This window comes from Enterobacter chinensis, from assembly GCF_034008295.1.
In the GTDB taxonomy this organism is placed as follows: domain Bacteria; phylum Pseudomonadota; class Gammaproteobacteria; order Enterobacterales; family Enterobacteriaceae; genus Enterobacter; species Enterobacter chinensis.
Genome location: NZ_JARDVI010000004.1, coordinates 457,147 through 483,065, shown reverse-complemented (window position 1 = coordinate 483,065; position 25,919 = coordinate 457,147). Strand labels below are relative to the sequence as shown.

Annotated in this window: 22 protein-coding genes; 1 reads left to right on the top strand and 21 read right to left on the bottom strand. The window is 55.6% G+C overall.

Features of this window, described 5'->3' with window-relative positions; genetic code table 11:
• Positions 1-9 precede the first annotated feature (9 nt).
• The 19 genes from wcaL to PYW49_RS14810 form a co-directional block, all read right to left on the bottom strand.
• Positions 10-1,230, bottom strand: a complete 1,221-nt coding sequence (gene wcaL / locus PYW49_RS14900) for a colanic acid biosynthesis glycosyltransferase WcaL (protein WP_320386841.1) — start codon at positions 1,228-1,230, stop codon at positions 10-12.
• Positions 1,227-2,507, bottom strand: coding sequence for a colanic acid biosynthesis pyruvyl transferase WcaK (wcaK, locus tag PYW49_RS14895; RefSeq protein WP_320386840.1), 1,281 nt, complete (start codon positions 2,505-2,507; stop codon positions 1,227-1,229). The genes wcaL and wcaK overlap by 4 nt, the downstream gene beginning before the upstream one ends.
• A 17-nt stretch (positions 2,508-2,524) precedes the next feature.
• Positions 2,525-4,003 carry a colanic acid undecaprenyl disphosphate flippase WzxC gene (gene wzxC, locus PYW49_RS14890; protein WP_320386839.1) on the bottom strand — a complete coding sequence of 493 codons (1,479 nt, stop codon included), beginning with the start codon at positions 4,001-4,003 and terminating at the stop codon, positions 2,525-2,527.
• 1 nt (position 4,004) lies between these two features.
• Positions 4,005-5,399, bottom strand: coding sequence for an undecaprenyl-phosphate glucose phosphotransferase (gene wcaJ, locus PYW49_RS14885; RefSeq protein WP_134347925.1), 1,395 nt, complete (start codon positions 5,397-5,399; stop codon positions 4,005-4,007).
• Positions 5,400-5,445: 46 nt separating this feature from the next.
• Positions 5,446-6,816, bottom strand: a complete 1,371-nt coding sequence (gene cpsG / locus PYW49_RS14880; RefSeq protein ID WP_320386838.1) for a colanic acid biosynthesis phosphomannomutase CpsG — start codon at positions 6,814-6,816, stop codon at positions 5,446-5,448.
• Positions 6,817-6,927: 111 nt separating this feature from the next.
• Positions 6,928-8,364 (bottom strand): mannose-1-phosphate guanyltransferase, encoded by a 1,437-nt coding sequence (cpsB, locus tag PYW49_RS14875; RefSeq protein ID WP_134347923.1) that lies wholly within the window; start codon positions 8,362-8,364, stop codon positions 6,928-6,930.
• 3 nt (positions 8,365-8,367) lie between these two features.
• A complete protein-coding gene (gene wcaI / locus PYW49_RS14870; protein WP_134347922.1) occupies positions 8,368-9,591 on the bottom strand; it encodes a colanic acid biosynthesis fucosyltransferase WcaI in 1,224 nt (407 codons plus the stop codon).
• Positions 9,588-10,067 carry a GDP-mannose mannosyl hydrolase gene (locus PYW49_RS14865; protein ID WP_072250627.1) on the bottom strand — a complete coding sequence of 160 codons (480 nt, stop codon included), beginning with the start codon at positions 10,065-10,067 and terminating at the stop codon, positions 9,588-9,590. Before PYW49_RS14865 ends, wcaI begins: the two co-directional genes overlap by 4 nt.
• A gap of 2 nt (positions 10,068-10,069) precedes the next feature.
• On the bottom strand, positions 10,070-11,035 hold the full coding sequence (gene fcl, locus PYW49_RS14860) for a GDP-L-fucose synthase (RefSeq protein WP_134347921.1): 966 nt from the start codon (positions 11,033-11,035) through the stop codon (positions 10,070-10,072).
• Positions 11,036-11,037: 2 nt separating this feature from the next.
• On the bottom strand, positions 11,038-12,159 hold the full coding sequence (gene gmd / locus PYW49_RS14855; RefSeq protein WP_063144525.1) for a GDP-mannose 4,6-dehydratase: 1,122 nt from the start codon (positions 12,157-12,159) through the stop codon (positions 11,038-11,040).
• Positions 12,160-12,180: 21 nt separating this feature from the next.
• Positions 12,181-12,735 (bottom strand): colanic acid biosynthesis acetyltransferase WcaF, encoded by a 555-nt coding sequence (gene wcaF / locus PYW49_RS14850; protein ID WP_134347920.1) that lies wholly within the window; start codon positions 12,733-12,735, stop codon positions 12,181-12,183.
• 15 nt (positions 12,736-12,750) lie between these two features.
• Positions 12,751-13,497, bottom strand: coding sequence for a colanic acid biosynthesis glycosyltransferase WcaE (gene wcaE, locus PYW49_RS14845; protein ID WP_134347919.1), 747 nt, complete (start codon positions 13,495-13,497; stop codon positions 12,751-12,753).
• 16 nt (positions 13,498-13,513) lie between these two features.
• Positions 13,514-14,734, bottom strand: coding sequence for a colanic acid polymerase WcaD (gene wcaD, locus PYW49_RS14840; RefSeq protein ID WP_320386837.1), 1,221 nt, complete (start codon positions 14,732-14,734; stop codon positions 13,514-13,516).
• Positions 14,709-15,926, bottom strand: a complete 1,218-nt coding sequence (wcaC, locus tag PYW49_RS14835) for a colanic acid biosynthesis glycosyltransferase WcaC (protein WP_320386836.1) — start codon at positions 15,924-15,926, stop codon at positions 14,709-14,711. Before wcaC ends, wcaD begins: the two co-directional genes overlap by 26 nt.
• The gene (gene wcaB, locus PYW49_RS14830; protein WP_059311144.1) at positions 15,923-16,414 is read right to left on the bottom strand and encodes a colanic acid biosynthesis acetyltransferase WcaB; all 492 of its coding nucleotides are present in this window, start codon (positions 16,412-16,414) and stop codon (positions 15,923-15,925) included. The genes wcaC and wcaB overlap by 4 nt, the downstream gene beginning before the upstream one ends.
• Complete coding sequence (gene wcaA / locus PYW49_RS14825; RefSeq protein ID WP_320386835.1) at positions 16,414-17,256, bottom strand: colanic acid biosynthesis glycosyltransferase WcaA; 843 nt, start codon at positions 17,254-17,256, stop codon at positions 16,414-16,416. Before wcaA ends, wcaB begins: the two co-directional genes overlap by 1 nt.
• A gap of 66 nt (positions 17,257-17,322) precedes the next feature.
• Positions 17,323-19,485 carry a tyrosine-protein kinase Wzc gene (gene wzc, locus PYW49_RS14820; RefSeq protein WP_320386834.1) on the bottom strand — a complete coding sequence of 721 codons (2,163 nt, stop codon included), beginning with the start codon at positions 19,483-19,485 and terminating at the stop codon, positions 17,323-17,325.
• A 2-nt stretch (positions 19,486-19,487) separates the two neighbouring features.
• A complete protein-coding gene (wzb, locus tag PYW49_RS14815; protein WP_134347915.1) occupies positions 19,488-19,931 on the bottom strand; it encodes a low molecular weight protein-tyrosine-phosphatase Wzb in 444 nt (147 codons plus the stop codon).
• A gap of 6 nt (positions 19,932-19,937) precedes the next feature.
• Positions 19,938-21,077 carry a polysaccharide export protein gene (locus PYW49_RS14810; protein ID WP_320386833.1) on the bottom strand — a complete coding sequence of 380 codons (1,140 nt, stop codon included), beginning with the start codon at positions 21,075-21,077 and terminating at the stop codon, positions 19,938-19,940.
• A gap of 692 nt (positions 21,078-21,769) precedes the next feature.
• Between PYW49_RS14810 and PYW49_RS14805 the strand changes: the two genes are divergently transcribed.
• Positions 21,770-23,353 carry a TerC family protein gene (locus tag PYW49_RS14805; RefSeq protein ID WP_320386832.1) on the top strand — a complete coding sequence of 528 codons (1,584 nt, stop codon included), beginning with the start codon at positions 21,770-21,772 and terminating at the stop codon, positions 23,351-23,353.
• Positions 23,354-23,443: 90 nt separating this feature from the next.
• Here the strand turns inward: PYW49_RS14805 and asmA are convergent, their stop codons facing one another.
• Positions 23,444-25,294 (bottom strand): outer membrane assembly protein AsmA, encoded by a 1,851-nt coding sequence (asmA, locus tag PYW49_RS14800; RefSeq protein WP_320386831.1) that lies wholly within the window; start codon positions 25,292-25,294, stop codon positions 23,444-23,446.
• Positions 25,295-25,316: 22 nt separating this feature from the next.
• Complete coding sequence (gene dcd / locus PYW49_RS14795) at positions 25,317-25,898, bottom strand: dCTP deaminase (protein WP_028016363.1); 582 nt, start codon at positions 25,896-25,898, stop codon at positions 25,317-25,319.
• Positions 25,899-25,919: the final 21 nt, after the last annotated feature.

Genomic DNA, 25,919 nt, shown 5'->3' with positions numbered 1-25,919 from the left:
ACCTCGGCGTTACAACGTTTGCAGCAGGCTCGCTAACTGGCGATTAATCACCTGCTGGTTAAAATCGGTTTCTACTTTTTGTCGGGCATTGTGGAGCACGGGCTCCAGCGCCTGCTGGTCGATGTCGCTGAATGCCGCTAATCGATCGGCCAGAGCCATGGCGTTATTTTCCGGCACCAGCCAGCCAGAATAGTCAGACTGAATAAGCTCCGGGATCCCGCTGTGCAGGGTCGATACCACCGGAATACCGACGGCCATCGCCTCCATCAGCGCCACCGGAATGCCTTCCATATCGCCATCGGTGCCCGTTACGGAAGGAAGCAGGAACACATCCGCCTCATCGAGCATGGCCTTCACCTCATGGCTCGGCTTGAAGCCCGGCATCTCGACAACATCTTCCAGCTGATACTGTTCGATAAGCGTGCGCAGACGACGCTCCCATGGCCCAATGCCAAGAATGCGATAGTGGAAATCCACCCCACGCGCTTTCAGCTGGCGGCAGGCTTCAATGGCCACATGCAGCCCTTTCTTCTCGGTCAGGCGAGCGACGGAGATGATCTGCAGCGGTTTCCCCGGCACCTTAACCGGACGCCGGGTAAAGCGCGTGAGATCCACGCCCATACGCGAAACGGCAATTTTCTCTCCCGGGCAGCCCATGTTTTTAAGCCGTCCGGCCCACAGGTCGCTGATGGGAAGCATCACGTCACCGCGTCGGAAAAGCTGCTGATACTCCGGCGTGTAGTGGTTCAGCACTTCGCGACTGGAGATGTCAATGCCGTGGAAGATGGTGGCAATTTTTCCGTCAATTACCCCCAGTTCGCGCAGTTTTGCGGCGGTAACTCCCGCCGGGCCAAAGTGGGCGATAAACACATCCGCACGATACGGCTGCGCCGTTTGCCCGCAGATGGCCGACAGGATCAGATTGCGGGATTCCGCCCCATAGCGGGACACATTCAGCGCGCGCCACGTCGACGCGCGGTGGAGCCCACGTAAGGTCTGGCTGGCCCGGTGGCGCAACTTGCTCACCTTCCCGGACGGCTCATCCTGTAGCCAACGGGTTTTCGCCTCCAGCCCATACTGGGTATACGCCGCATGGGTGTTTTGGGTATCGCCCTTTTGCAGGGCGATAATCTCCACGTCATATCCCATATCGATAAACGCGGTGATTTGGTTCAGGACAAACGTTTCAGACGACAGCGGAAATTTCAGTAAGAAGAAACCAACCTTCATTTCCCCTCCCGTACACGGTCAAGTACCGATTTCACCATCCCGATGCCTTTCTCGCGTTCGGCTTTCACCGCCACGGCCAGGCGTTCATTGATGGCAGGCAGTTGACCCAGGGTGTCCCCCACCATCGCACCGAGCGAACCATCCAGCAGATGACGGATATCCACGGCCATTTCCGGCATACCGAGCTGCTGCATAATCCCGGCGGACTTGTGCTCATAGTTAATGGCAATGGCCGGCGTGCCGAAGTTCATGGAGATAATCGCCGAGTGCAGACGGGTGCCCACGGTCAGGTCACAGGCAGAGAGCAGCTTGCCCATCTCGAGGTCGTTCAGTTCGTCCATCACCACGTGATAGCGGGACGGATCGTTGACAAGATTGCGCAGGTTCAGCGCCACCATGCGGTCATCTTTGTTGTAGCTGTCGATACCGGTGCAGGTTGAGAGCGCCAGCACCTGGTAACCGCTGTCCAGCACGCGGTTCACCACGTCGGCGAAGGCTTTCTCATACGCCGCCTGGGTGGTGCCTAAACGTTTATCGAAGGGCGCCAGCTCGCGCAGGGTAATCGCGACGGTTTTCTGTTTCGCCGCTACGTCCAGCCAGTGCTGCACCGCATAGCTTGCCTGAAAGCTGTCGTTCTGGTGATCCACCAGCCAGGCCGTGTCCACACCGTGCTCAACTTTGGAGGTGTCAATCTCGCTGCGCTTCATCATCTCGAGGCTGACCGACTCGCGCAGGATCAGGGCATCGCAGTGGCCGAAAACATAGTTTGCCAGCTGGTTAAACTGCGGATCCTGGAAAGGTCCCACGCTATGACCAATCATAAACAGCGGCTTTTTCGCCATGAACGTACAAAGCGCATGCTCAAACTGCGGCACGCCGTAGAGATCGACGAAGAACGAACCGCCGACCTGAACAATGGCGTCATAACCCGACAGCAGACGAACGAAATCGGTAAAGCCCTGCGCGATAGCAATGTTGCGCAGCTTGCCGGTGTCCGTCACTCGGGAAAGCAGCACCTGGTGCTGATAGCGACGGCGCAGCACTTTCTTCACGCGCCCCATCACGCCCGCGGCGTTATTATGCTGTTTCATCTGGCTGTAAAGCGGGTCGCCCATCACCGGGCGGTTCAGTAACCAGGATGAGCTGACCGGATAACGGCTCATCACGTCCACTTCGGTCTCAGGCTTAAGGGTGTTAATCGCATCCAGTAAACCGCGCAGGATGGCGCTGTCGCCACGGTTGCCGCAGGTATGGTTGCCAAGAATTAATAATTTCATAATGGCCTCTTAAATAACTAGCCTGCGCGAAGCAGCGTTTTCATTTTTTCGTTACGGCAAAACTGGCGCTTCATCTCCACCACCAGCGCATTGCGTGACAGCACAATCATCACGACGAATGCCAGCGCACCTGCAGCCACCTGCACCGCCAGCAGCGCGGCCAGCGGCAGGTGACCGCTGAGGATAATGCCCAGGCCGTAGCTCACCGCCAGAGTCGGCAATGAGAGATAGAACGGCAGCCACAGGCTCAGGATGTACTGGCGGTAGCTGGAGCCCAGCACCGGCTTGATCATGATGAAGTAGCTCAGAACGGTGTTGACTATCTGCACCAGCAGGAAGCCCAGCGTAACGCCGATGGCGCCCGCCATATGCCCGCCGATGATAATTGCCGGAATAAACAGGAAGGTTTTAAATACGTTGAACTTAAAGCTGATATCCACGCGCGCCTTCGCCATCAGCAGGGAACCAATCGGATTCCCCACGGAGCGCAGCAGCCCCACCACGCAGAGCAGCTGAAGGATCGGGATAATGCCGTTCCACTTTTCACCAAACACCAGCGGCACGAAATTGCTGGACACCACCATCAGCCCCAGCAGCACCGGGAAGTTGATAATCCCCACTACCGAAAGCAGCTTGTAGAAATTGACGCGCAGCTTCTCGGTGTCGTCCTGAATCTTTGCAAACGCCGGGAACAGCACGCGGGTAATAATCGGGTTCAGCTTCATCGGGGGAACGACCGCGACGTTATAGGCCAGGTTATAGCCCCCTGCCACGCTCGCGCCGAGAATACGCGCCAGCACCAGCGTTGAGAGGTTGGTGTTCACATAGTTAATGATGCTGTCCGCCGTCAGCCATGCGCCAAAACGCAGGTTGGAGGAGACGGAAGCCAGAGAGAAATGCAGTCCCGGACGGTAAATTTTGCGGCCAAAATAGCCGAACAGCAGCGTGCGCACGCCGGAGTTAACCAGGTATCCCAGAATGGCCGTGATCGCCAGCGGCCAGAAATGGGCGCTCACCACGGTGAAGGTAAAGCCCGCCAGCACGGCGCTGGTCTCGATCATGCCGATCTTGTTGAACTCGAGCTCTTTCTGCATCAGCGCGCGGAACTGCTGCCCGTGCGGGATCACCACAAAAGCAAACGACAGCGTACGCATCAGCGGCGCGAGATCCGGGTTGTGCAGCACGCTGGCGATGGTGTCGCTCAGCAGGAACACCAGCACAAACACGAAAATCCCCAGCCCCACGTTCAGCCAGTAGAGCGTGGTCAGCTCCAGATGGCTAATCTCTTTGCGCTGGATAATCGAGTTGGCGATACCAAAGTCAGACAGCGTATCGGCCAGCGCAATAATCACCAGCGAAATGGTCAGCAGACCGAACTGGTGATTATCGATAATGCGCGCCAGCACGGTCATCTGCACCAGGCCAAGGCCAATGATGACGATGGTCGCCATCGCTGACCACTTTGCGCCGCTGATGGTTTTTTCACGTAAGCTCATCTTAGTACGCCGCTTTGTTCACGAAACCTTTGAAGATGGTCAGAAAAACAATCTTGATATCGAACCAGACGCTCCACTCACGGATGTACTCCAGATCGAACTCAATACGTTTTTCCATTTTTTCCAGCGTGTCGGTTTCACCGCGCCAGCCGTTGATCTGCGCCCAGCCCGTAATGCCCGGCTTCACCTTGTGGCGCAGCATGTAGCCTTCAATCAGCGAGCGGTACTGTTCGTTATGAGCAACCGCATGTGGACGAGGCCCGACAATCGACATCCCGCCGGTAAAGACGTTGATAAACTGCGGCAGTTCATCCAGCGAGGTACGGCGCAGGAAGTTCCCCACGCGGGTGACGCGCGGATCGTTCTGCGTTGCCTGAGTCACCACCTTGTCGTTTTCCATCACCTTCATGGAGCGGAATTTCCACACCATAATCGGCTTACCGTCCATACCGTAGCGGGTCTGGCGGAAGATAACCGGGCCAGGGGAGCTCAGCTTCACCGCCAGGGCGATGCAGCACAGCACCGGGGAGATGAGCAGTAAAATCAGCGAAGAGAGCACGATATCTTCCACGCGCTTCAGCACGCGGTTAATACCTGACAGCGGCGTGTCGTACAGCGGTACGACCGGCACACCGTTCACCTCTTCAATGCGGGAGTGAAGGATGTTGAACGTAAACACGTCCGGGATCAGGATCACCGAACAGGTAGTATCCGCCAGCTCGCGCATCAGTTGCTTAATGCGAGATTCGTCTTTCATCTGCATGGCGATGTAGACGTTGTGAATTTTGCCGGCTTTCGCGTCTTCAATAAGCTGCTCATAATTGCCCGCCCAGTCCGCAGGCACGCCGCCAGGCTTCGCGTCGTGATAAATCCCCACCACTTCAAAACCTAACCACGGCTCGTTGCGGAAGCTGTCAAGCAGCACCCGCCCGACAGGCAAATCCCCTGCCACGGCAACGAAGCGACGGTTATAACCCCGGTTGCGCAGCCAGCCCGCGCCAAAGCGGATAAGAGAGCGACACACCACCATGCCGACGCAGGTCAACAGATACCAGCAGAGATAGGTCACCAGACGATTGTCAAAATCATGGCTGAACGCCACCAGACCCGCGCTGAAGATCAGGCTCAGGGTCCAGTTCTGCAACAACAGCATCAGTTCGGTGGTCATTTTGACGCCGCGCCACGAGCGGTAAAAATCGGTCATCCCGCCGATCATCTGAAACACGACCAGCGCAATCAGTGCCATCAGCAGATGCATGTATAAGAACGGCAGCCCGCTGATCCGACACACCGCCCACAATCCACCGACCATGATGGTGATATCAGAAAAACGCTGCACCATAGAGATTAACGATGCATTCGTTCTCGCTCGTTCGCGTTTTTTTAGATTCGTCATCGTTGTTCCTGTATTCAGTTCCCCCTCCCACCGGGAGGGGCAAATATTACTGATTCAACAGCGCCAGAATGTCCTTCGTTCGGGCTTCCATCAGCGCGGTGTCAGCGCGGGACTCCACGTTCAGGCGCACCACCGGCTCGGTATTGGACGAGCGCAGGTTAAAGCGCCACTGCGGAAACGCCATGCTGATGCCGTCGGTACGGTCAATTTCCAGCGCGTGCAGGGCAAAGTGGTGCTCCACGCGGGCAATGGCCTCGGCCGGCTGCGCCAGCTTGCTGTTGATCTCCCCGCTCGCCGGGAATGCCGCCATACGGTCGCGTACCAGCTCGCCCAGCGTCTGCCCCTTCAGGCACAGCAGCTCGGTCACCAGCAGCCACGGGATCATCCCGCTGTCGCAGTAGGCAAAATCACGGAAGTAGTGGTGGGCGCTCATCTCGCCGCCGTAGATGGCGTCTTCTTCGCGCATACGCTCTTTGATGAAGGCGTGACCGGTTTTGGACATCACCGGCGTGCCGCCTGCCGCGGACACCACGTCGACGGTATTCCAGGAAAGGCGCGGGTCATGAATGATTTTCGCGCCCGGGTTTTTCTCAAGGAACGCTTCCGCCAGCAGGCCGACAATGTAGTAGCCCTCGATGAATTGCCCGTTCTCGTCGAACAGGAAGCAGCGGTCGAAATCGCCGTCAAAGGCGATGCCCATATCCGCGCCGTGCTCGATCACCGCGTTACGGGTATCGTCGCGGCACTCCGGCAGCAGCGGGTTAGGAATACCGTTCGGGAAGTTGCCGTCCGGGGTGTTGTGCACTTTGACGAAGGTCACCGGCACGTTCAGTGCTTTAAAGCGGGCTTCGAGAGCGTCCACCACCGGGCCGGCCGCGCCGTTACCGGAGTTAATCACCAGCTTCAGCGGTTTCAGGTTCGCCACGTTGATGTAGCCCAGCAGGTGGTCGATGTACTCTTTCTGCAGGTTAATCTGCCTGTAGCTGCCGCGCTTCGCGTCGTTGACCGGCGGGAAATCGTTGGCTTCCGCCAGGCGCTGCACGTCGCGCAGGCCGGTGTCGCCGCTGATAGGACGTGCGCCCTTGCGCACCAGCTTCATGCCGTTGTAGTCCATCGGGTTGTGGCTGGCCGTCACTTCGATACCGCCGTCCACGCCGAGGTGGAAGGTGGCAAAGTAAATCTCTTCGGTCCCGGAAAGACCGATATCCAGCACGTCCACCCCCGCGTCCTGCAGCCCTTTCGCCAGCGCCAGCTTCAGGGATTCACTGGTGAGGCGCACGTCGCCGCCCAGCACGATGGTCTGCGGTTTTAAATATTCGCCATACGCGCGGCCGATGCGCCACGCGATATCTTCGTTCAACTCTTCGCCCAGCTTGCCGCGAATATCGTAGGCTTTAAAACAGGTTAATTTTTCCATGATGACCCCTTTTTCAGGCAACAGTCGGCCCTGACCACTAAATGGCCAAATTGATTTTTTTGTCATTCGTAGGCCCGGTAAGCGCAGCGCCACCGGGCATAATGCGGAGTGCTACACCCGCCCGTAGCGGTCCTGGAAGCGCACGATATCGTCCTCTTCCAGATACGAGCCGGAGCGCACCTCAATTAAGTCGAGAGGAATTTTCCCCGGGTTCTCCAGACAGTGCGTCGCCCCCAGAGGAATATAAATGGACTCGTTTTCACCCAGCAGTTTGACTTCACCGTCGATAGTGACTTTCGCCGTGCCCGCTACCACCACCCAGTGCTCAGCGCGGTGGTGGTGCATCTGCACAGACAGCCCCTCGCCCGGCTTCACGGTGATACGTTTCACCTGGTAGCGCTCACCGGCATCGATGGAGTCATATTTCCCCCACGGACGGTACACTTCGCGGTGAATGTGGTGCTCATGGCGACCATCCGCCTTGATCTTCTCCACCACTTTTTTAACGTCCTGCACGGCGTTACGGTCGGCAATCAGCACGGCGTCTTTGGTCTGAACCACCACCAGATCTTTCACCCCGACCGTGGTCACCAGGCCGGACTCGGCATAGACGTAGCTGTTTTCCGTTTTGTGGCTAATGACATCACCGTGATGGACGTTACCCTCCGGGGTATGGGCGCTGATCTCCCACAGGGACGACCAGGAGCCAACATCACTCCAGCCCGCATCCATCGGCACCACGACGGCATCTGCCGTGCGTTCCATTACCGCGTAGTCAATAGACTCTTCCGGACAGGCGAGGAACGCCTCTTCATCCACACGGATAAAATCGAGATCCGGATCAACCGTGGCCATCGCTTTCTCGCAGGCGCTGAGAATGTCCGGGCGATACTTCTGCAATTCTTCCAGGTATCGTCCGGCACGGAACAGGAACATCCCACTGTTCCAGTAATATTCACCGCTGGCGACATACGCCTGCGCGGTTTCCAGATTCGGCTTTTCAACAAACTGCGCCACGTCAAACGCCACGCTGTCGCCTTCACCCGGCGTCACGCTGCCGCGGCGAATATAGCCATAGCCCGTTTCCGGCAGATCCGGCACGATGCCGAAGGTCACAAGCTTGCCGCTATCGGCGTAAGGAATGGCCGCACGAACCGCGTCGCGGAACGCGTCTTCCTGCTGGATGACGTGATCAGCCGCCAGCACCAGCATCAGCGGGTCACAATTCGGGCTGCTGCGTTTTGCCGCCAGCGCCGCCAGGGCGATAGCAGGCGCGGTATTACGTCCGGCAGGCTCCAGAATGATGTTTTCCGTGAGTTTATTCAGCTGGCGCAGCTGCTCGGCAACAATAAAGCGGTGCTGCTCGTTACAAATCACCACCGGGCTTTCACACTCCACGCCGTGCAGACGGTTAACCGTCGTTTGCAGCATGGTGAGTTCCCCTTTCAGGCAGAGGAACTGTTTTGGATAGAGCACGCGGGACAGCGGCCACAACCGGCTACCAGAGCCACCAGCCATCACAACCGGATACAAAGTGGTTTGACTCATGATTTATCCCCGTATATCTGCAATAAATTGGCTCAGCACGTTCTCTTTCTCGAGCGTGCGTTCGGCATATTCACGTGCCACCGTGTTCAGTTTTGGCATGGCAAGTGCCTGTTCAATGCCGGTGACCAGCGCCGGGACCGATTCCGGCTCCACGCACACCGCAATCCCCGGATAGCTGTCACACAGCTGGCCTAATTCTGTTTCGGCTTCTGCCGTAATCACTGCATTACCGCCCACTGCCAGAATGTTGGTCAGCTTGGACGGCAGCACCGCATCCGCCGCGCCGCGTTTTTGCACCACCAGATGGCAGTCGCCCATCTTCAGCAGCGCAGGCAATGCCTCGTAAGACTGAAGCGGGAAGAATTTCACGTTGGTCAGGCCACGTTCGCTTGCCATTTTTTCCAGCCGCGCTTTCCCACCGCCCTGCCCGACTATCACAAACGTCCACGGATGTTCGCTTAGCTGCTGGGCCGCTTCAATCACGCTCTCCAGCCCCTGCTTTTCACCGATGTTGCCCGAATAAAGAATGATTTTTTGGTCATCAGGCAAACCGAGCTGAGCGCGCAGCGCCTGAGCGTCTTGCTCAGTCACGTCACGAAAACGCGCGACTTCAGACCAGTTCGGGAAGAAGATCACCTTCTGGGCCGGGACGCCCTTCTCCTGCGCCTTGTTCATCATTGAGCGCGAAATGGTCGAAACGTAATCCACGTTATGCAGACCGCTGCGCTCAAACGCGCTGGCAAGTTTCGCCACTTTGCCGCCCTTGCCCTTGCCTGCCATTCCCAGGCCGAGCATGGCGTCCACTTCATAATCCTGAATGTGCAGCAGGGTGCGTGCGCCGGAGAGTTTGCCCAGCAGGCGCATGCCCGGCGTGCAAAACAGCGTCGGCACCACACCAATGATGCGATCCGGCTTCCAGCGACGCTGCGCCATCAGCGGGAAGAAACTGCTCAGCGCAAAGCTGCCGAGATGAATCAACCGTTTCAGCGTCGAGGGTTGCTTCGGCACATACAGCGGGCAGCGCCAGACGGTCGCCGCACCCTCTTCGCGACGGTAGCGCCAGCTTGAGTAGCGCTCCCCTACTTTCCATTCCGGGTAGTACGGCGGCGCGGTAATGACCCGCACGTCATGTCCCTGGCTCGCCATCCACTCGACCATCTCGCCGGTGTATTTCCCGATACCGGTCAATTCCGGCGAGTAGTTGATTCCGTATACGAGGATCTTCATAGTCCCGGCACCTCAGACTGACGATCGGCCAGGAAATAGGCACGGCTGTTGTCGTGCACATTGTCGCTCGCCAGTAACGCCTCTGGCGTCTGCCAGCGGTAGTCGTCATGCTGAGAATCAGGCAGACGCAGGTCTGCCTCACTCACCTTCAGGCGGAACCCCAGCACGATGTAGTGCGTGGTGAACCCGGTGCCCGAAAAGTTATCGTCATAGAAGTGCTGCCAGACCCCGTAAAACTGGCCCGCTGCCATCGGCAGCTGCAGGCCCAGTTCCGCCAGAGTGAGACGCTCAAACGCATCGCTCAGCGTCTCATCCTTCTGCACGCGCCCGCCGGGCACGAACCAGAATCCCTGTGCAGGACGGTTGGTTCGTTTCCCCAGCAAGAACTCGCCGCGTTCGTTCTCCACGATCAAATCAATTGAGATGAGCGGAGTGGAGCGCACTACCGTGGCAAAATCTTCCTGACTTAAAAACATCATTACCCCCGGAAGCGGTGCTGGTTTTCCAGGAACCACTGGTAGGTACTGGCCAGCCCCTGCTCCAGTGACACCTCGTGATACCAGCCCAGCTGATGCAGACGGGTCACGTCCAGCAGCTTGCGCGGCGTGCCGTCCGGTTTGGTGGCGTCAAACACCACGCGGCCTTTGTAGCCCACCACCTGCGCAATGGTCTGCGCCAGCTCGCGAATGGTGCAGTCCACGCCGGTGCCCACGTTGATGTGCGACAGCATCGGCTCGGTGTTCTCCTGCCACACTTCGCGATCCAGCTCCATCACGTGAATGCTGGCGGCAGCCATGTCGTCCACGTGCAGGAATTCGCGCATCGGCGTGCCGCTGCCCCACACCACTACATCCGGCGCGTTCTCGGCGGTCGCCTCGTGGAAGCGACGCAGCAGCGCCGGGATCACGTGCGAGTTGCTCGGGTGGAAGTTATCGTGCGGTCCGTACAGGTTGGTCGGCATCACCGAACGATAGTCGCGGTTGTACTGACGGTTGTAGGACTCGCACAGCTTGATCCCGGCAATTTTGGCAATGGCGTAAGGCTCGTTGGTCGCTTCCAGCGTGCCCTGCAGCAGCTCGCTTTCGGCGATCGGCTGTTTTGCCATTTTCGGGTAAATACAGGACGATCCGAGGAACAGCAGCTTGTTCACGTTGTGCAGATGCGCCGCGTGAATGATGTTGCTCTCAATCATCATGTTTTCGTAGATGAAATCCGCCGGGTAGGTGTTGTTGGCAACAATGCCCCCCACTTTCGCCGCCGCCAGATACACCTGGTCAATACGTTCGTTAGCAAAGAAGTCCTGCACCGCGCTGCTGTCGAGCAGGTTCAGCTCGTCGCGGGTGCGGACAATCACGTCGACGTCGCCGCGCTGTTCAAGCTGGCGGACAATCGCGGAACCCACCATTCCGCGATGACCGGCGACAAAAATACGTTGTTTTGTCATTCTCAGGACTCCAGCGCGATGGCAACCTCGTAGCCATGAGACTTGAGCAGGGAGTGTTTTTTCGCTGCTTCAAGATCTTTGGCCACCATCTCAGAAACCATCTCCTGCAGAGTGATTTCTGGTTTCCAGCCCAGTTTCTCGTGCGCTTTGGTTGGATCGCCCAGCAGGGTTTCCACTTCAGCAGGACGGAAGTAGCGCGGGTCAACCTGAACGATAACGTCGCCCGGCTTCACGCCCGGTGCGTCATGGCCGGTCACGGACACCACGATGCCCTTCTCTTCCACGCCGGTACCTTCAAAGCGCAGTTTGATACCCAGCTGCGCGGCAGCCATTTCCACGAACTGACGAACGGAGTACTGAACGCCTGTCGCGATCACGAAATCTTCTGGCTGTTCCTGCTGCAGCATCATCCACTGCATTTTCACGTAGTCTTTGGCATGGCCCCAGTCACGCAGGGAGTCCATGTTGCCGAGGTGCAGGCACGATTCCAGACCCTGCGCGATGTTAGCGATAGCGCGGGTGATTTTGCGGGTAACGAAAGTTTCGCCGCGGCGTGGAGACTCGTGGTTGAACAGGATGCCGTTACAGGCATACATGCCATAGGATTCACGGTAGTTCACGGTGATCCAGTAAGCGTACAGTTTCGCAACCGCGTACGGAGAGCGCGGGTAGAAAGGCGTGGTCTCTTTCTGTGGAATCTCCTGCACCAGGCCATACAGCTCAGAGGTGGATGCCTGGTAGAAGCGGGTTTTCTTCTCAAGGCCGAGGAAGCGAATGGCTTCCAGCAGACGCAGCGTACCCATGGCATCAACGTCGGCGGTGTATTCCGGAGACTCGAAGGAGACCGCTACGTGGCTCATCGCACCCAGGTTGTACACTTCATCCGGCTGCACTTCCTGCAGGATGCGGGTCAGGTTGGAGGAATCGGTCAGATCGCCGTAATGCAGATGGAATTTCGGGTTAGCTGAATGCGGATCCTGATAAATATGATCCACGCGTTCAGTGTTGAATGAAGAGGCACGACGTTTGATACCGTGAACTTCATACCCTTTTTCCAGCAGCAATTCTGCCAGGTAAGAACCATCCTGTCCGGTAACGCCGGTGATGAGAGCGACTTTAGACATGTTTATATTCCTCTGTACTTATCAAAGTTTTTCAGTTTCAACGCGTTCGCGTATCACCACTGCGGGGTTGCCACGGCAAACTTTATTTGCCGGTAGCGATTTAAAAACGCTGCTGCGGGCACCGACTACCGTGCCATCGCCAACAGAAACACCAGGTGCAACAAAAACATCCGTTGCCAGCCAGCATTTTTCGCCAATCACAATAGGCGAAGCGGTAATATCAAAATGCTGGCTCATAAAGTCGTGGCTGCCGGTGCACAAATAGCATTTCTGTGAAACCACCGAATTTGCGCCAATCGTAATTTCGCCCAGGGTATATAACACCGCGTCATCCCCTACCCATGCGTAATCCCCGAGCGTTAATTTCCAGGGGTAGGTAATTTTTACCGAAGGCCGAATGACTACGTTTTTTCCGATTTTTGCGCCAAACAGACGCAATAAAAATGCTCGCCAGCGGTAAAGTATTTGCGGTGACCAGGCAAATAAGGTGGCCTGAACGGCCCACCATAGCTGCACTTTAATACCGCCCGCGCCCCGAAAACCTTTCGGTACGGAGAAACCATTCAGATCCTGCATTACGTTTCCTTATATTCAGACTTTGTTATATAAGGCTTTCGTTTTACCCGTGGTGCGCACGCGTAATAAATAAGATAATTCTGCCCAGAATGCCGGCACGCGTAATATTCTGCGCTGCACATTTTTTGCATCCTTACACAGTTCGAGATTATTAGACGTTGATACGCCACCCATCGAAAATTCAGATACCAGCCCTTTCATGCGACGGAACGGGTAGCCAGATTTATACAGACTGGCGGCCAGGGCATAATCTGATGACACTTTATACTGCAAATCGTAAGGCTGCTTTTTCAGACCTTTTACCGGGAAGAAAATGGCCTGATGGCTGGCGGGTAAACTGTGGTAGATATACCAGCCTGGCTTCGCGCTGCGGCATACTTTATGTCCATCGCCAAAATCGAGCAGCGCGTCGCCAATATACATGGCATCCTCTTTCTGGCGCGCCAGCTGACGGGCAAACAGCGCCACATCGTCGTGGAAAATATCGCCGGAATTCAGGAAAATGGCATAACGGCCTTGCGCCATGCTGATGCCTTTGTTCATCGCATCGTAGATGCCTTTATCTTTCTCGCTGATGTAGCGTAAGTTGAACTCACCGTTGAGTTTTTCCAGAAACTCCGCCGTGCCATCATTCGAACCACCGTCGACCACAATCCACTCAAAGGTGAGGCTTGGGTCGCGCGCCAGGTTACGCAGCGAGCGCCAGGTATTTACCACCCCTTCGTAATTACGAAAAGCGACAGTAATGACGCTAAGAAACATAAATCACCTCATTTCGTCATGCGTTCGTAATATTAAGCGCCTTGCGCAGAATAAACGGACAGACAATCAAGAAAGCATATTCCGGGCTAAATATTGACCCGGTAAAAAACAGCGACACCGGTGTAAACAGATAAAGCTGCACGCGAAAGTTCTGGTTATCCCCAAACGCGTTAACCATCATTTTGAAAACTTTAAACAGATACCACAGCGTCAACAGTACGGCGAACCACGAAAAATAAATAATTAACAGATACAGACCATTGTCTATGGTTTTACCGACATCCGCACCGTTAAAGATTCCGAATGATGCAACATATTCGTAAAGTGAGCCGAATCTTACTACACCATCAATATGGGTTAAGGAATAACCCACCATGACCAGCGGACCAATGATGCGATAATAGGACGAGGACCCTTCCGTTCCCAAATCACCCAGACGTTCTGAGATGTACGGGAAGGCAAATATCACGCCTACCATAAATACCGTCAGGGAGATAATCGCCAGCGGCAGTTTTTTCTTAATCGCATCTTTGTTCAGGTACTGAAACGCCCACTCCAGCAGGTAAAACAGGATAAATGTCATTACCCCTGAGAACGATCCAGACAGAACAATTCCTGCAAGAATCATAGCATCGGTCTTAGGCGTTTTGATACCAAACTGTTTGATGCTGAGCCAAATTGAGATTAACGCCAGAGCGAAAAACGCCGGTTCAAAATAGAGGGCTGTGGTTCGTTTCCCGCCAAACTTAATGAAGTTCAATACATAGCTGTTACTGTAAATGAGATATTTCGAAATTATCTCCATCAGGCTACTGCCACCGGTGAGAATAATTTGCGCCATCTCCATTGCAGCAAGCATAACAATTAACGCAACGGCAATATAAAAGAACCTGAGGATTTTCCGATAATTGTGCGGAGAAATCGTTTTAAACCGAATACTCCAGACCATTCCGATAATAATGACAATATAAACAAACAGCATGGTCGACGTGACGTATTTACTGGCATCCAGCGACTGGCCAAAGATGTAGTTAAACAGCGTCAGGCCCGTGCCCAACCCCAGGGCAATCATCAGCTTCTTCAGGTTGATTTTATCGACATACAGCAGAAGCAGAACGGGCAAGAAGGTGACGATGGTTATCGGGAAGCTTTCGCCGAGCTGGGCAATTTTGACGTTGACCAGCAGGTAGATCAGCGGCAGCAGCAGATAACTACAGATTCTGATAGAACGAGACATATTCCTCCAGCATCTGTTGTCCGCTGTAGGCCTTGCGGCTGCGGTTGCGGAACGATTCCAGGTCAGTGCCAAATACAGCCTCAGCGATTTGCGCTTTCGGCAGCTGGACCAGGGGCAGTACCTCCTGCTCCGCGAAGGTTTTCCCGCCGGATTTTTCCAGTACCTCGCGCGCCGCATCGCTGTGGGTGGCAATCACCGGCACACCGATGGAGAGCGCTTCGCAGAGGATCAGCGGGTAGTTATCCACGCGCGAGCTGAACACCAGCGCATCCATGGCATTCAGCGCGCTCATCAGCTTGCGCTTATCGGTTTCAAACCCGTGGTTCACCACGTTGGCCCCTTCAAACGGCGAAAACTTGCCGAAGGTGTGAAGCTCTATCTTGTCTCCCAGCGCCATCATGTCGCGCACCAGCTGCTGGTTGGTTTTACCGTCGTAACGCAGGTCGTGCGCAACGATAGCGATTTTCGGTTTGCCTGCGGTTTCCGCCACCGGGGTCAGCTCGGCAAGAATGGCTTCCGTCGCCACGTCGATGCCGTTGTTGATAATCTGACAGCGCCCTGCCCCGTACAGGCTGTTGAACGCATCGGCCACGTGCTGGCTCGGGGAGATGAAGGTACAGCCGAGCGAGAGCATGTCGCGAAACAGCTGGCGCTTTCCCCCCACCAGTTGATGGGCGCGGTCCACTTTCACCGGCGGGTAGTTGCTTAACGTCGGGCATTTCTGGCAGTTATCTTTCCAGCCTTCGCAACCGTCGGTAAAGGCGCAGCGCCCCGTCACGCTCCAGTGATCGTGCAGCGTCCAGACGAAACGGGTGTCGGGCTTGTGGGCCTGCACCTTCTGACAAAACGCCACCACCTCTTCCAGATTCAGCCAGTAGCTGTGCAGCACGTGAAAATGCAGCACGACCGGGCCTGCGGTGCGGGTAACCGTGCGATAAAGCGTGTTCAGGTTGCCAAACAGATCGCGGTTAAACAGGCGGAACAAGGCAATGTTGGCAATCGAGGTTAGACGCGGCGTGTGCTTGTGCACCTGCGGATAGTTATCGTGGCTGACGCTTTTCTTGCCGCCTTTGCCGTAGCCGTAAATAAACCGGGACTGAAGCCCTTTTTGCAGCGCACGCTGGTGCAGATCCAGCGCTACGCCTGCTGCTCCGCCTTCTGCGAGGCGTACGTTAAATTGCAGAATGTTCATTTAATCACCTTCACGCGGGCTTTTTCTCCCACCACCAGCGCGTTATCCGGAATGCTGTCCAGCACCACGCTGCCAGCACCAATCGTGACGTTGTTACCTATCGTAATATCACCAATGATCACCACGTTGGCGCCCAGCTCGACGTTGTTGCCGATCACCGGGCAGGCCAGGCTGTCAGGCCCGCGGTTGCCGATGGTGACCGCATGACGAATGGTGAAATCATCACCGGCGACCACAAACTTGTTGATCACCACCGCATAGCCGTGGTGGATGGTGAAGCGGCGACCAATGGTGGCAGCGGCCTGAATCTCATAGCCAAAAAAGCATTCGGTGATGATGCGATACAGGATCAGCACCGGAGCCGCCCAGATGTTGTTCAGTACGTTTTTCTTACGCCACACCGAGCAAAAATGCGCGATGCGGTAGGCCAGAACCATGCAGCACGGGCGCAGGCTCCAGCTGTTTGCGCGGCAATCTTCCAGAAACATTATTTCCCCCGAAGCCCATCAGCCAGGCGCTTGCCGTTACGCACGGAAAACAGCGTCAGCAGCGTGCGCCAGTTCATGCGCTTATTACGGATCTGATAGAGGGTAAAGAGCTGATATTTACGGCTGGCACGGTCAAACTTGTCCTTGTGCTTGCGGTAAAAATGGAAGTAGCCGGAGAATTTCTTTGGCGAGGAGGTGATTTGCATCTCCCCGTGGTTGATGTGCAGGATCTGCGTGGCCTCTTCCACTTTCCACGGCTCGCCGTACTCCACAACCATCCGCAGGAAGATGTCGTAATCCTGTGCGGCCTTCAGTTCGGTATCGAACAGGCACTCTTTAAAACGCCACGCCCAGGTAAACACCTGGTTACCAATAATGTTGCGCTTGTAGAACAGGCGACGGGAGTAAGGAGATTTCGGGTACAGCGGCAGGCTGGCAGGCTGCGAATAAACCTCACCCTGGCAGACATAGTCGTTGGCATACAGGAAAGCGTGCGTGACCAGCTGCTCTTTGTGCGACAGGAAGATAGACAGGCGGTTCGGCGTCCATTCGTCATCGTCGTCAATGCCGGTAAGATACTGCCCTTTGGCCTGCATAATCGCCTGATTACGCACCGCGCAGGCGCCGGAGTTCATCGCGTTGTGCGTATAAACCACCCGCGGATCGTTGAGGTCAGTCACAAATTTTTGCAGCTGTTCATACGAGGAAGAACAGTCATCGACGATGATCAGTTCCCAGTTATCGTAATCCTGACGTAACACCGATTTAATTGCGCGGATCGCCAGCTGCTGACGATTCCATGTCGGCATATAGATTGAAACTAAAGGGCGTTGTGTGGTCATGGTCTTCCCCTGATCCCTCACCCCGACCCTCTCCCTGCGGGCTGAGGGTTAGGGTGAGGGGGATTTTTATTTACTGTCAGATTTATATTCGTACTCGTAATAGCCGTAATCCTGATACCCGGTCGCACGGCGGAAGATGGAGTTCAGGATCACCCCTTTCACCTCAATGCCGTTCTGCTCGAAGCGGCTCAGGCTGGTTTCCACTTCTTTCAATGTGTTGACCGCGTAACGCGCCACCATCAGCGTGGTACCCGCCAGACGACCCACAACGGCAGCATCGGTCACGGCCAGAATTGGCGGCGTATCGATCAGCACCAGGTCGTAGTTTTTGCTCGCCCACTCCACCAGTTCGGTGAAGCGCTCGCTCATCAGCAGCTCGGACGGGTTAGGCGGCACCTGGCCGCGCGGGATCAGGTCAAATTTCGGCACCGTTGTAGGCTTCGCGCTCTGGCTGATTTCACCTTTGCCAAGCAGGATCTCCGACAGACCATTGACGTTGTTAGTGCCCAGCAGCTCGTGGGTGTAGCCCTTACGCATATCGCAGTCGATCAGCAGCACGCGCTTGTTGGTCTGGCTGACCACCGCCGCCAGGTTGGCGCAGACAAAGGTTTTACCGATTGACGGGCTAACCCCGGTCAACATCAGGACGTTGTTTTTGGCCTGCATCATGGCGAAGTGCAGACTGGTACGCAGGCTACGTATCGCTTCAATGGCGAGGTCGGTTGGGTTACCCACCGCCAGCAGCTGGCTCTGCTTATAACGCTTAACGCCTTTGATGGTTTTGACGCTGTCACGGGATTTTTGCCACTCGGACAGCGGGATGCTGGCATAAACATTGATACCGCTCTCTTCCAGCGCCTGCGGGCTTTCGATTCCGCGGTTGAACAGCGAACGCAGCAGCACGCCCACGATGGAGAGCATCAGGCCCAGAATAATGCTGCCAAGAATAATCAGCGCTTTCTTCGGCTTCAGTACGCCTGGCTGGGTAATGGCCGGGTCGACGATGCGCACATCACCGACGGTACTGGCTTCGGTGATTTTCAGCTCCTGCTGTTTGTTCAGCAGCTGCATGTAAACCTGCTGTCCGGATTCCACGTCGCGGGTCAGACGCACGATTTCCTGCTGCGTTTTCGGCATCGCGGTCACTCGGTCATTGAGCTTCGCCTTTTCCTCTTCCAGCGTACGGCGTTTTTCCAGCAGCGTGCGGTAGGCCGGATGACGTTTGGTATAAAGCTTGGAAATCTCCGCTTCTTTGAAGGTCAGCTCGTTGAGCTGCGCATCGATGTTGACCATCGAATCGAGAACCGATTTCGCCTCGAGCGGCAGGTCAACGGAGTCTTTATCCTGACGATAGGCGTTCAGCTTGTTCTCGGCATCATCCAGATGGGCGCGCACTTCCGGGAGCTGTTTCGCGAGGAAGGCCAGGCTTTTCGCCGCTTCGGCCGACTTACGCTCAACGTTCTGCTCAAGATAGTTGCGGGTAATGCTGTTCAGGATGTCGCGGATTTGATCCTTATCTTCACCGGTAAAGGTCATGCTCAGCACGCCGGTGTCCTTACCGTTTTCGGTGACGGTGAGGTTGTTTTGCAGATTGTTGATCATCCCCAGCGTGGAGAATTTGGTGACGGTGAATTCACCGCCCTCCTGGGCGTTGATCGCGCTGACCATCATGCTGACGCCGTCTTTGGTGAGCATCTGCCCGACTTCACCGCGCGCGCTAAAGCCCGCGTCGCTGGTCAACTGATACTGTTTCGGGCCAAGCACCGTCAAAGTAAAGGTCTGATCGGCGGCCCCTTTCGGCAGCACGAAATCAGTGACTTTCACCGTGTCGTTGTTTCTCCCCATCAGGCGATCCCAGCCGGCACCAAAGATCGGGAAGGTATTTTTGGTGACGGAGATATCGAGCCCGAGGTCGTGAACCGTTTTACCCAGTACCAGGCGTGACTGGATGAGCTGTATTTCAGCGTCAGATGCCGGTGGCTTGTTCGCCAGCGCAGAACCAATGTCCTGCACCAGCGAGTTCCCGGTATTCTGCTCGATCTGCACCAGCGCGTCGGCGCTGTAGATAGGGGTGGCGAACAGCGTGTAGACGACAGCCGCAGCGGCAAATACGGCGGTAATACCAAGTACCCACCACTTTGCCTCTACAACAGTGCCGACCAGGCGCCCAATATCAATTTCATCACTGCCCGAAGTCGGGGCGGCAGAAGGTCTTGTTTTTTCTGTCATTGTTATCCCTGCTGAGCTTTCAGTGCCTGCGCCCATTGTTGGGCAGACTGGTCAAGTAAGGTGTAAACCGCCTCGAAGGCCTCATGGCTTTTGCGATACGGATCGGGGATTTCGCGTTCATTGTCCCAGTGACCAAACAGCATCACTTTGCCGCGCATCTCCGGTGCGATATCGCATAGCGCATGAATATGGCGTTTTTCCATTGTCAGGATCAGGTCATACTCCCGGCACATGCGGCTGGTGACCTGGCGGGCAACGTGGCCGTCGAGCGAGAGGTTATGATCCCGCGCCACGCTCGTTGCGCGCTCATCGGCACCTTTACCGACCAGTGCACCCAGCCCTGCGGAATCAACGGTGAGGTCGGGCTGATACTGTTTCAGCAGCCGCTCAGCCGTGGGGGAACGGCAGATGTTCCCCACGCATACCACCAGAATTTTGTTAAACATCGCGGATTACCAGGTATGAATGTCGCGCGCCGTATCCGTCATGTAGCGAACGCCACTGATGGTTGGCAGCAACTGGTTGATCAGACGGTTCCAGCGGGCGACCGGCGCGGTGGTGACGTACACCACATCGTACGGCTGGAGACGGAACTCCGTTGCCATCACCAGAGAGGTCGCATCGGACATATCCAGCTGGTAGATGTTGGCAATCTTGCCTTTCGCACTGCCCTCACCTTTCAGCGGACGGATGACGAAGATACCGGTCGCGTTAGAGGTCGTCAGATCGATACCTTCAGCATTGCCCAGCGCTTCGGTCAGGGTCATACCGCTGAAGTCCATTTTGAGGGTGCTCTGTTTCTTCACTTCACCCATCACGAAGACTTTCAGATCGTCGTTGCGCGGTACGTAGAGAATGTCGCCCGGATACAGCAGGCGGTTCTGGGTCAAATCGCCGTTTTGCATCAGCGCCTGCAGGGAGATGCGCTGCTCTTTGCCTTCGTGGGTCAGCACGACGTTGCGCCAGTCGGCGCCGTCGGTTAAGCCGCCCGCGGCGTTAATGGCGTCCAGCACAGTCAGGGGAACGTTGGTGATAGCCTGCTGGCCCGATTTGTTCACCTGGCCGGAGATATAGGCTTTTTGCGAGCGGAATGCGGCGATATTAACGTCCACCTGCGGGTCGGCGATGTACTGCGCTAAGCGCCCGGTAATATCACTACGGATCTCGGCAAGCGTTTTCCCGACAACATGGACTTTACCAATGTAGGGATAGAACATGGTGCCATCTGACTGCACCCAGTTACCGGTGTCGCTTGAGCTGCGGTACTGGCCCGCTGGCGTGGTCAGCTCGGGGTGGTCCCAGACGGTCACGTTAATCACGTCACCCGGCCCCACGCGGTACTGGTAAGAGGCAATTTCCTGGTCCAGCGACATATTCGGCTGGGCTACATTCGGACGTGGACGTAATTGTTCGACCAGACGTGGCGTAAGTGGATAAACATTCACCATTTTGTCGAGATCAAAATCGGCATCCTGTTGCTTGATCACATCCTTACCCATTGTTGACATATTGCTGCCGGGAAAGACCGTGCAACCACTCATCAAGGTCACAGACACCAATAATGGCATCAATTTCATTTTGGATTTCATCATTGATTATTTATCACTTTGGCAGAGTAATTATCCTGTGCAATTTAAATAAGCTCGAGTCGTATTGGGTTTCAGCATGCAGTTAATCAATTAGAAATATAACTGGCATCAGTCCTAAAAAAAGCTTATTCATCCATTGGCTATTGACAGAATAATCGAGGCTGATTCACACGCTTTCAGGCACGCTACCGCCCTTGGCTTTCAGTTACCAATCCACTGACTAAACAATGTGTTATGGATAGACACCCTCTTGAGTAAGGTCTTCTTGAAATATATCAGCCGCTTGAGAAACCCGACAGATAATGAATAGCCATCCCTGAAGACCGAACAATAATAGCAACACCGAGATTTAACATTTGATGCTGGGAGAATTGTTGCAGCTAACCTAATAGCAGGCAAGGAGACAACTGTCCTAATATCGGTTTTTAAGATTAATATTAAGAGCAAAGTTTTGACCTTTTAGGATTTTCTTTATATTGACAAAAAGAGAGTAAAAACCATTAACTGCGATATATCCTAAAATGATATTTCTGTAATTAAATATACGTATTTACCTTATTTACAGCGTCATCAGATTGCTCTCTTTTTAGCGTATCGTATTAAGAGAAATCTCAGCCCGGCATTGCAATTTATCCCGGCTTTATCCATGATCGAAGTGTGACATTCGTCATATAACAGAAGGTATTGCTATTACTATGGAATGGATTGCCGATCCCTCAATCTGGGCCGGGCTGGTTACGCTGGTCGTCATCGAGTTAGTGCTCGGGATTGATAATCTGGTTTTTATCGCCATCCTCGCTGAAAAACTGCCCCCTTCCCAGCGCGACCGCGCGCGCGTAACGGGTCTGCTGCTGGCGATGGTGATGCGGTTATTGCTGTTGGCCTCTATCTCCTGGCTGGTGACGCTGACTCAGCCCCTGTTCTCCGTTCACGGGCTAAGCTTTAGCGCCCGCGATCTGATCATGCTCTTCGGCGGGTTGTTCCTGCTGTTCAAAGCCACCGTGGAACTGAATGAGCGGCTCGAAGGCAAAGACAGCGAGAACCCGACCCAGCGCCGCGGAGCGAAGTTCTGGCCGGTGGTGGCGCAAATTGTGGTGCTGGATGCGGTCTTCTCCCTGGATTCGGTGATCACCGCCGTTGGGATGGTGGACCATCTGGCGGTGATGATGGCGGCGGTGATTATCGCCATCACGCTGATGGTGATGGCCAGCAAGGCGCTGACCCGGTTTGTGAACAGTCACCCGACCATCGTCATCCTCTGTCTGAGCTTCCTGCTGATGATTGGCTTTAGCCTGGTGGCCGATGGTTTTGGCTTCCATATTCCGAAAGGCTATCTGTATGCCGCCATCGGTTTCTCGGTGATGATTGAAGCGCTTAACCAGCTGGCGATATTTAACCGCCGCCGCTTCCTTTCCGCGAATCAGACCCTGCGTCAGCGCACGGCCGACACGGTCATGCGCCTGTTAAGCGGGAAGAAAGAGGATGCGGAGCTGGACGCCGAATCCTCCGCCATGCTGGCCGATCACAGCGACGGGCTAATCTTTGATCCGCAGGAACGACGGATGATTGAGCGGGTGCTTAATCTGAATCAGCGCACGGTCAGCAGCATCATGACGTCGCGCCATGACATTGAGCATATCGACCTGACGGCCCCGGAAGCGCAAATTCGCGCCCTGCTGGATAGAAACCAGCACACTCGCGTGGTGGTGACCGGCGGAGAAGAGGAAGAGGAGCTGCTGGGTGTAGTGCACGTCATCGACCTGCTGCAACAGCAGCTGCGCGGCGAGGCGCTTAACCTCCGCGCCCTGGTGCGCCAGCCGCTGGTTTTCCCGGAAGGGCTACCGTTGCTTTCGGCCCTTGAGCAATTCCGTAACGCGCGCACGCACTTTGCCTTTGTGGTGGATGAGTTTGGGTCGGTTGAAGGACTGGTCACGCTCAGCGACGTGATGGAAACCATCGCCGGTAATTTGCCCAATGAGGTGGATGAGATTGATGCCCGCCATGATATTCAGAAAAACGCAGACGGCTCATGGACGGCCAACGGTCATATGCCGCTTGAGGACCTGGTGCAATATGTGCCGCTGCCGCTGGATGAAAAACGGGAATATCACACCATTGCCGGCCTGCTGATGGAATATTTGCAGCGTATTCCGCAGCCGGGGGAAGAGGTTCAGGTGGGCGACTATCTGCTTAAAACCCTGCAGATTGAAAACCATCGCGTGCAGAAGGTTCAGCTCATCCCGCTGCGGGATGAGGAAGAACTGGATTTTGAGGTGTAAAAAAGCCGGGTAGCGCTTCGCTTACCCGGCCTACGGTGTCTGGCTTTTGTAGGCCGGGTAAGGCGAAGCCGCCACCCGGCACTACAGGTATCAGAGCTTATCTAACAGCTTTTTCACATCCTTCCCTGTCTGTGAATCTTTATTACGATCCGCCCAGCTGTTAAGCCGACGTTTGGCTTCATCCTGCAGATGCTTACGCAGGATCTGATCCACCTGAAGGCTGTAATTCAGCGCCTGCCATTTGCCGTAAACGCGCAGCGGAATCGGCGTCTCTTTCAGGAAGTCGATGAGCGTGCTTTCGCCCTGCCAGCCGGAAAGCACCCGCACATTAAAGCGCGTGTCCGCCGTCTCTTTTACCAGATCCAGCGAGCCATCTCCCGTCAGCGAGAGCATGGACGAGGTTCCCTGCATATCGGCCAGAGTAAATAGTCCGTTATCCAGCGTCAGGTCTGTGGTGAAGCTGTCGAGGCGCGTGGCGCTGTCGTAGTTTTCCTGGGCTTTCACGTCGCTGCTGCGCTCCACCGCCTGCTGTACCAGCTGCTGGAAGTTAAGCCCTTCCATACGGGAGTTTTTCAGATCAAGATGCGCCTGCCCCTGCCACTCGCGGCGGAAGGCATCGGCATCAATTTTTGTGCCCGAGAAGTCACCCGCCAGCGACAGCTGACCCGTCAGTGCTATCGGGTAGTTAAACGCTTTCAGGATGGTACCAATCTCAACGTTGTCGAGACGCGGCTGGAATTCGGCGCTGCCAGTGTCTTTGCGGACATCCAGCGTGCCGGGCAGTGAGAGGTGCCCCTCGCCCATCTTGCCGCTCAGTTCGGAGATCACCAGCAAACCGTTATGGTTAAACATCTGACTGCTTACGTTGGTAAAATCAATGCCGCGCCAGCGCAGGCTATTGGCTTTCAGCAGAATATCCGCCGTGAATCCGCGCAGGGCGTTATAGTCAGGTTGTTCAAGATTCGACGAGATAACCGGACGTGATACCGGCGCCTGGCTTTGTCCCGTTTGCGCGGCATCGGTGTCCGTTGCGCTTGCTGGCAGAGGTGGCAACAGGTTTTCCAGATTGAGCTTGTCAAACTGCAGATTCAGCACCCACTTCGGTTTCTCGTCGAGCGTGACGCTCGCCTGCCCCTTCAGAGTGCTGTCATTCGCCTGCAGGTTGAGATTATCCAGCTCGAGCTGCTTTTGTTCTTCGCGCCACACGGCCTGCAGCGTCCCCTGTCCGGTAATCCCCTGGGCAGGAAGATCGGCACCCGTCAGCTGCCAGTTAAGCTGCTGGATGTCGGCGGTGAGCTGATGCGGATAGTCTGAAGCATTGACGTTGGCATTTAGCGACAGAGTGAGATCGCGCTGATCGCGATTCATGCGCCCGCTAAAGTCCACCGAGGCAAGATGGTGAGCGTCCTGTTCCATCTGCAGGTTGATGTTGCGAACGGTAACCTGTTCCTCATCCTCATGCTGGAAAACCAGCACGCTATCGGCGACTTTCAGTTTGCCGATATCAAAGGACCAGCCTGTATCAGACGGTTCATCCGGCAGGGTATTTTCGCGTGGCGCAACCGGCGCATTTGCATCACGCACGGCTTCGGTTTGCGGGGTGAGCTGAATCACCGCGCCTTTCAGCATCACCTGTTTAACCTGCAGCTGATGGGAAATGAGCGGGATCAGCGCCACATCAAGGCGCATGTTGTCTGCGGAAACCAGCGGCTGGGAAGCCCCCGGCGCGGTAAGCGACATGCGGCCAGAGAGAATGCTGAGCTGCGGCCAGACGTGCCAGCGCAGCGATCCATCAAGCTTCAGTTGATAACCACTGCGTGCTTCGACCTGCCGCACCATGTAAGTGCGAAAATCATTAGGGTTAACCAGCAGAACCAACGCCGAAAGGCCAGCAACCAGCACCACCAGCAAAATCATCAGCGTCGTCAGAACTCTTCTCATGGCTACCTCAATGGACTCGCGTTCAGTCTTTATCAATACGGCTGGCAACCGCGCCCTGCTGGTCGCGATATTTTGCGTCCTGCCGGCGGTTATAAGGCCTGTCTGCCGGGCCTGACAGCGGTTCAAAGCTTAACGCACCAATCATCATTCCGGGACGCAGCGCCAGAGGCAGTTTACCGGCATTGAAGAATTCCAGCACGATACGCCCCGACCAGCCTGGATCGATACGGTGCGCAGTCACGTGAACCATCAATCCCAGTCGCGCCAGTGAAGAACGGCCATCAAGCCAGCCGACCAGGTCCGCAGGCAGGGTGACGGATTCATACGTCACCGCCAGCGCCAGTTCACCCGGATGCAGATAAAAGGCTTCGCCTTCGTCAATAACGATTTCGTCACTCATCACGCGATCGAGCGCGGCGCTGACTTCGTCCTTCGGCCCGCTAAGATCAATAAACGGTGCGGTATGGCCGCTAAAGGTGCGGAATTTATTTCCTAACCGAACATCAACGGTCACCCCATTGATACGTTCCACCGGTGGACGAGGGGTAATAGACAGACGGCCTTCATCCAGCCAGGCTTCAATATCACGATCGCAAAGACGCATGGCACTTTCTCCTTTCATGCA

Bases quoted from the DNA above. Each gene is read 5' to 3' on its own strand.
- wcaL (WP_320386841.1), bottom strand. From the start codon at position 1,230: ATGAAGGTTGGTTTCTTCTTACTGAAATTTCCGCTGTCGTCTGAAACG.
- wcaK (WP_320386840.1), bottom strand. From the start codon at position 2,507: ATGAAATTATTAATTCTTGGCAACCATACCTGCGGCAACCGTGGCGAC.
- wzxC (WP_320386839.1), bottom strand. From the start codon at position 4,003: ATGAGCTTACGTGAAAAAACCATCAGCGGCGCAAAGTGGTCAGCGATG.
- wcaJ (WP_134347925.1), bottom strand. From the start codon at position 5,399: ATGACGAATCTAAAAAAACGCGAACGAGCGAGAACGAATGCATCGTTA.
- cpsG (WP_320386838.1), bottom strand. From the start codon at position 6,816: ATGGAAAAATTAACCTGTTTTAAAGCCTACGATATTCGCGGCAAGCTG.
- cpsB (WP_134347923.1), bottom strand. From the start codon at position 8,364: ATGAGTCAAACCACTTTGTATCCGGTTGTGATGGCTGGTGGCTCTGGT.
- wcaI (WP_134347922.1), bottom strand. From the start codon at position 9,591: ATGAAGATCCTCGTATACGGAATCAACTACTCGCCGGAATTGACCGGT.
- PYW49_RS14865 (WP_072250627.1), bottom strand. From the start codon at position 10,067: ATGTTTTTAAGTCAGGAAGATTTTGCCACGGTAGTGCGCTCCACTCCG.
- fcl (WP_134347921.1), bottom strand. From the start codon at position 11,035: ATGACAAAACAACGTATTTTTGTCGCCGGTCATCGCGGAATGGTGGGT.
- gmd (WP_063144525.1), bottom strand. From the start codon at position 12,159: ATGTCTAAAGTCGCTCTCATCACCGGCGTTACCGGACAGGATGGTTCT.
- wcaF (WP_134347920.1), bottom strand. From the start codon at position 12,735: ATGCAGGATCTGAATGGTTTCTCCGTACCGAAAGGTTTTCGGGGCGCG.
- wcaE (WP_134347919.1), bottom strand. From the start codon at position 13,497: ATGTTTCTTAGCGTCATTACTGTCGCTTTTCGTAATTACGAAGGGGTG.
- wcaD (WP_320386837.1), bottom strand. From the start codon at position 14,734: ATGTCTCGTTCTATCAGAATCTGTAGTTATCTGCTGCTGCCGCTGATC.
- wcaC (WP_320386836.1), bottom strand. From the start codon at position 15,926: ATGAACATTCTGCAATTTAACGTACGCCTCGCAGAAGGCGGAGCAGCA.
- wcaB (WP_059311144.1), bottom strand. From the start codon at position 16,414: ATGTTTCTGGAAGATTGCCGCGCAAACAGCTGGAGCCTGCGCCCGTGC.
- wcaA (WP_320386835.1), bottom strand. From the start codon at position 17,256: ATGACCACACAACGCCCTTTAGTTTCAATCTATATGCCGACATGGAAT.
- wzc (WP_320386834.1), bottom strand. From the start codon at position 19,485: ATGACAGAAAAAACAAGACCTTCTGCCGCCCCGACTTCGGGCAGTGAT.
- wzb (WP_134347915.1), bottom strand. From the start codon at position 19,931: ATGTTTAACAAAATTCTGGTGGTATGCGTGGGGAACATCTGCCGTTCC.
- PYW49_RS14810 (WP_320386833.1), bottom strand. From the start codon at position 21,077: ATGATGAAATCCAAAATGAAATTGATGCCATTATTGGTGTCTGTGACC.
- PYW49_RS14805 (WP_320386832.1), top strand. From the start codon at position 21,770: ATGGAATGGATTGCCGATCCCTCAATCTGGGCCGGGCTGGTTACGCTG.
- asmA (WP_320386831.1), bottom strand. From the start codon at position 25,294: ATGAGAAGAGTTCTGACGACGCTGATGATTTTGCTGGTGGTGCTGGTT.
- dcd (WP_028016363.1), bottom strand. From the start codon at position 25,898: ATGCGTCTTTGCGATCGTGATATTGAAGCCTGGCTGGATGAAGGCCGT.